The 5,300-nt window shown below is 60.3% G+C and carries 5 protein-coding genes; all 5 read right to left on the reverse strand.

Annotated features, from left to right (window positions below):
- On the reverse strand, positions 1-712 hold a 712-nt coding region (locus RTS12_RS12580), incomplete at its 3' end, for a dipeptide/oligopeptide/nickel ABC transporter ATP-binding protein (protein WP_312529032.1).
- Positions 712-1,593: an ABC transporter ATP-binding protein gene (locus tag RTS12_RS12585; RefSeq protein ID WP_312529034.1), complete on the reverse strand. Its 882-nt coding sequence runs from the start codon at positions 1,591-1,593 to the stop codon at positions 712-714. The genes RTS12_RS12580 and RTS12_RS12585, both read right to left, overlap by 1 nt.
- Entirely contained in the window at positions 1,590-2,411 is an 822-nt protein-coding gene (locus tag RTS12_RS12590) for an ABC transporter permease (protein WP_312529036.1), read from the reverse strand. The genes RTS12_RS12585 and RTS12_RS12590 overlap by 4 nt, the downstream gene beginning before the upstream one ends.
- Positions 2,412-2,435: 24 nt before the next feature.
- Positions 2,436-3,470 (reverse strand): ABC transporter permease, encoded by a 1,035-nt coding sequence (locus RTS12_RS12595; protein ID WP_312529038.1) that lies wholly within the window; start codon positions 3,468-3,470, stop codon positions 2,436-2,438.
- 3 nt (positions 3,471-3,473) lie between these two features.
- Complete coding sequence (locus RTS12_RS12600; protein WP_312529040.1) at positions 3,474-5,078, reverse strand: ABC transporter substrate-binding protein; 1,605 nt, start codon at positions 5,076-5,078, stop codon at positions 3,474-3,476.
- Positions 5,079-5,300 lie beyond the last annotated feature (222 nt).

A 5,300-nucleotide genomic window follows, 5' to 3' on the forward strand; every position in this document is an offset into this window, starting at 1 on the left:
TGATCAGGCTTTGGGTTGGCCCGGTCTCTAGGATACGCCCCTCGGACATGACGGCGGTGCGATGGGCAAGCTGGCGCACCAGCGCCAGATCATGCGAGACGAACAGGTAAGCCAGCCCATGTTTGCGCTGCAATGCGACCAATAGGGCGATGATGCGGCCCCGCACCGAAACATCCAATGCCGAAACGGCCTCATCCAGAATGACCAGTTTGGGACGGCAGGCCAAAGCGCGCGCAATGGCGATGCGTTGGCGCTGTCCCCCGGACAGATCGCGAATGGCACGATTGGCAAGATCAGCCGGCAGCTCGACCTGCTGCAAAAGGCGTGCGACCTCATCAGGCCAGTCTTTGCGCGGCATCAGGCGGTGGATGCGCAGCGGGTCGGTCAGGGCAGAGGTGACGCTGGCATGGGGATGAAAGGCAGCCGCCGGGTCCTGAAAGACCATCTGCATCGCGGCGCGTCTGGCCCGCAGTTTGGCCCCGCTCGCGGCCAGCCAATCCGTGCCGTCAAACTGAATCTCGCCACGATCTGGCTGGATCAGGCGGGCAATGACGCGCGCAAGGGTCGATTTTCCGCTGCCAGAGGGGCCGACAAGCCCCAGGGTCTCGCCCGCGTCAATCTGGATCGACACATTATCAAGCGCCATCAATGCCCGAGAGGTGCCGGGGCTGGGCGCAAAGCTTTTGCTGATATGGCGGGCATCCAGCAGCATCACAGCACCTTGGGCACGGCATTGGCCTGCTCAAAATAGGCTGCGGGTTCCCTATCCCTATCCCTATCGCTATCCAAGATCAGGATCGGCGCCGAAAGATCGATATGGGCTGCAATCAGCTCGCGGGTGTAATCTTGCTGGGGCGCGGCGATCAAGGTGCGGGACGGGCCCTGTTCGACCAGTTGGCCGTGGTTGAGCACCGCGATATGATCAGCCAGCCCGGCAGCAAGCGCGATGTCATGTGTGATGAAAATCAAAGTCATACCCATCTGGCGCACAAGCCCGTCAATCAGCGCCACAATCTCTGCCTGCACCAACATATCCAGCGCCGAGGTTGCCTCGTCTGCGATCAGGATAGAGGGACGGGCGGCAATGGCCAAAGCAATGGCGCAGCGCTGTTTTTGCCCACCTGAAAACTGATGGGGATAACGCGCCAGCGCGGCCCTTGGCTGGGGCAGTTGAACCTGGGTCAAAAGCTCCAGCGCGCGTTCTTGCGCGGCTTTTGTTGGCATTGGCTCATGCGCGCGAATGACCTCGATCAGCTGCGCGCCAATGCTGATGACCGGGTTAAGGCTGGCGCTTGCATCCTGGAACACATAGCCGAAATCACGGCCGGGCTTTGGCGGGCCGTCGGGCCAGTTGATCGCACCGCTGATCTGGCTGCCCTTGGGCAAAAGCCCGGCAATCGCGCGTGCAAGGGTGCTTTTGCCAGAGCCCGACTGGCCAATCAGCGCCAGCCTTTCGCCGCGGTGGATCGTTAAATCGATTGCCTTGAGCGCGGGCGTGGTCATTGCGGGATAGGTAACGCCAAGCTGCACGATCTGGGTCAAGATTGGCAAAGCGCCGGGCACGGATGGGGAGGGGGTCGGCGCGGTGATCATGGCTTGCCTCGCCCTCGCAGCGCCAGGGTAAAGGCCTCGCCGCTTAAATGGACGGCCATGACCGTCAGCACCAGCGCCAGCCCCGGTATCAACGACAGATAGGCGGCTGATCGCAGCTGATTGCGCCCTTCGGCGATCATGGCCCCCCATGTCACCGTATTGGGATCGCCCAGCCCCAGGAAGGACAGCGCGGATTCCGTCAAAACCGCCCCGGCCACGATCATCGAGCTAAGGGCAAGTACCGGGCCAAATGCCAAAGGCATGATCTGACGAAAGGCGATTTCTGCGGGATGCATACCCATGACCCGGGCGGCGGCAACGAAATCAGCCTGACGCAGGCGCAAGACCTGGGCACGCGCCAGCCGCGCAGGTCCCGTCCATGCCCCCAGCGCAATCGCCAGAACGACCGTTCCCAACGAGGGCCCCAAGGCCGAGACAAAGGCCAGGGCCAGCAAAAAGCCGGGCACGATCTGAAAGGCATCGACAATCCGCATCATTGCCTCATCGACAATGCCGCCGCTAAAGCCTGCAAGGGTGCCAAACACCATTCCCGCACCCATCGCAGTCAGCGCTGCAGCCAGCCCCACCAGAAGCGAGGCCCGCGCGCCGTGAAAGATCCCGGCTAAAAGGTCGCGCCCCAAGCGATCGGTCCCTAGTGGAAAGGCCGGATCTTGCAGGGGGGCGATCATCGGCCTGCCTGCAATGGCCTGAGGATCGCCGGGGAAAAGCACGGGCGCGCTAAGGGCCATGCCGATGAGCAGGGCCAGCAATAGGGTGCCGATCATGCCTTCGGGCGTGGCAAGGATGCGTCTAAACATGGGGTTCACGGCTGAAGGTCTTGCTCATTTCGGCACATTCGCACCCTGGGCTGTATCAATTCTGGGATCGATCCAGCCATAGGCCAGATCGACCGCCAGATTGGCGATAATGACCATCACTGCGCTGGTCAGGATAATTCCCAGCAAGAGCGCCGAGTCGCGCCCTGCCACAGCCTCTTGGGCCAGCCTGCCAAAGCCCGGAATGCCAAACACGCTTTCAATGACAACGCTGCCCCCCAACATGGATGCCGCCTGAAGGCCCAGCATCGTGATCAAGGGCAATAGCGCATTGCACGCGGCATGGTTCAGTGTGATGCGCCAATCTGACAGGCCACGCGCCTTGGCCGCTAGGGTGTAATCCTCTTGCCAGGCTTCGATCATGCCCGAGCGCATCATCCGCAGAAAAAGCGCCAGATAGATCATGGAAAGCGCTGCAACGGGCAGGGCCAAATGCCAGATGATATCGCCTGCGCGCGCCAAACCTGACTTGCCCGAAGCGATGGTCTCGAGCCCGGAAACCGGAAACCAGCGCAACTTCACGGCAAAAAGGATCGCTAAGACCAGACCCAGCCAAAAGCTTGGGATCGAATAGAGGGCAAGTGAGCCCGTGGACAGCAGGCGGTCTGTCCAGCTGCCAGGGCGGCGACCGGCCAAAACCCCCAAGATCGAACCCAGCAGAAAGGAAAGTGCGGTGGCGCTGCCCATCAAGGCAAGGGTTGCGGGCAAACGCTCGGCGATTATCGAAGCAATCGATCGGTTCAGGGCAACGGAATAGCCCAAATCGCCCTGCAAGAGCCGAGACAGGTAATAACCAAACCGCGCCCAAGCCGATCCATCAAGACCATAGCTTGCACGCAGTTCGGCGGCCTGTTGGGCATTGCCCCCGCCAATTGCTGCCAAATAGGCATCAACCGCGTCTCCGCTGGCAGAGTTGAGCAAGAAGAAGCTACCGCTTAGCACCAGGATCAGCACGGGGATGCTGCTTAGCAAGCGGCGCAAGATCCGGGTCATGATCCCGGATCTGCGCGAAAATCCCCAAGCCTGCGTCTTTGTGGGCATTGCTTACGCACTCAGCGCGGCATCGGCCCAAGACGAGACCGCCCAGCGTGGGTTATTGGCGATGGGGGCCAAACTCGTGCTGGCGACAGAGGTAAAGGTCCAGTCAACCACGTTGATGAAGGGCAGATCGGCCGTGACGTCCTTTTGGAACGTCTGATACAGGGCGATGCGCTGGGCCGGATCAAGCGTGACAAGGGCGGTGTCGATGACCTCGTCCAGTTTGGGATTGATATACCCGCCCTGGTTCGAAAAGGGCACGCCATCGGCAATGCCCGAGCGGGCAAGGATTGTGGTCGAGATCGCGGGATCGGCCCGAAAGACCGTGGGCGCAATCGCCAGATCGAAGGCGTGATCGGTATAGACCGCCTTTTGATGCCCGGCATTGTCATTTGCGATCAGCGTGGCATCGATGCCGATTTCGCGCAGGGCCTGACGAAGATAGTCGCCGAACTGTTTTGTCTCGCTGAAATAGGGCGCGGGGGCCAGACGCAGGCGCAACCGGATGCCGTCTGCCCCTTTTGTAAGCCCGGCCTCGTCCAGCAGGGCATTCGCCTTGGCTATGTCAAAATCGTAAAGGGTGACATCGGGGGTGTAGAAGGTTTTGGCGGTTGCCGGGATCGGGCCTGTGGCCAGCGCACCATAACCCAAGAAGACCGTCTCAAGGACGAATTTGCGGTCGATCGCATGGGCAATGGCCTGACGCACCCGCACATCCTTTAGCGCGGGGTTGCGGTGATTGATCTCGACGATCAGCTGATAGGTCAGGTCTTCATAGCCTTTGGTGATGACCTCAAGCCCTGACACCTCTTTGATCCGGGCAAGATCGCTCAGCGGTACGGCCGAGAAGCAAGCCAGCTGAACTTCGCCCGCCTCTAGCGAGCTGGCAGCGGCGGCGCGGTCGGGCAGGATCTGGAAAACGATCTCGTCAAGCAAGGGCTGATCTTGATGCCAATAGTCCGCATTCTTTTTCAGAAGATAATATTGGCCGGGCTTATATTCGGCAAAGGTATAGGGACCGGTTCCGATCAAAGCGGCATTGGCCGGGTTCGTCGCAATATCGCTGCCTGCATAGATATGCTTGGGCAGGACGCTAGAGACGACCGGCAAGGCATTTTCGATCAGCTGCATCGGCGTGGGTTTTGAGAAGTGAAAGATTGCGGTCAATGCGTCGGGGGTCTCGACATGGTCAAGATTGGCAAAGACCTCGCGTCCAATATTTTGAAGCGGCTTCCAAACCTCGATGGCCGAAAAGGCGACATCTTCGGCAGTGAAGGGCTGACCGTCATGCCATTTCACACCCTCACGCAGTTTGAAGGTGATGCTCAAGCCATCCTCGGCGCCCTGCCATGAGGTGGCCAGACGCGGGCTAAGCCCGTCATAGCCTGCCTCGGCCAGGGGCTCGATGACCTTGGAGGCGATGAAGAAAACGCCATTCGATGCGACGATTGCGGGGTTCAGCTGGCGTGGCTCACTGTCTGCGGCTACGACCAGACGCCCCCCGGCACCAGCAGCCATGCCAAGGCGTGGCAGTGCGGTCGAGGCCATCAATGCCGTGAGCGCCCCGATAGAAGTGGCAAGAAAGAAGCGACGCGAAAGCGGCAGACCCATTGAAATACCCTCGGAATGCGCGATGACCGAATGAAGGCGGGCTTGTCCCGCTCCATCCTAAGGTCGCAAGGGCAGACGGCATTGACAAGCGTCAGGAGGCCAGCGGGCGCAATTAAAACTCGCTTTCCTGTTTTGGTACTTAGACCAGAAGGGATTCCCAGCTTAGCCGCGCAAGGAGAGCAACATATTGCCATGCCCCGCAATTGCAGAACCCCTTTCAGA

The organism is Paracoccus sp. (in: a-proteobacteria), assembly GCF_032007265.1.
Taxonomy (GTDB): Bacteria; Pseudomonadota; Alphaproteobacteria; order Rhodobacterales; family Rhodobacteraceae; genus Paracoccus.

Excerpts from the sequence above, each read along its gene's own strand:
- RTS12_RS12585 (WP_312529034.1), bottom strand. The coding sequence starts at position 1,593 with ATGATCACCGCGCCGACCCCCTCCCCATCCGTGCCCGGCGCTTTGCCA.
- RTS12_RS12590 (WP_312529036.1), bottom strand. The coding sequence starts at position 2,411 with ATGTTTAGACGCATCCTTGCCACGCCCGAAGGCATGATCGGCACCCTA.
- RTS12_RS12600 (WP_312529040.1), bottom strand. The coding sequence starts at position 5,078 with ATGGGTCTGCCGCTTTCGCGTCGCTTCTTTCTTGCCACTTCTATCGGG.
- RTS12_RS12595 (WP_312529038.1), bottom strand. The coding sequence starts at position 3,470 with ATGCCCACAAAGACGCAGGCTTGGGGATTTTCGCGCAGATCCGGGATC.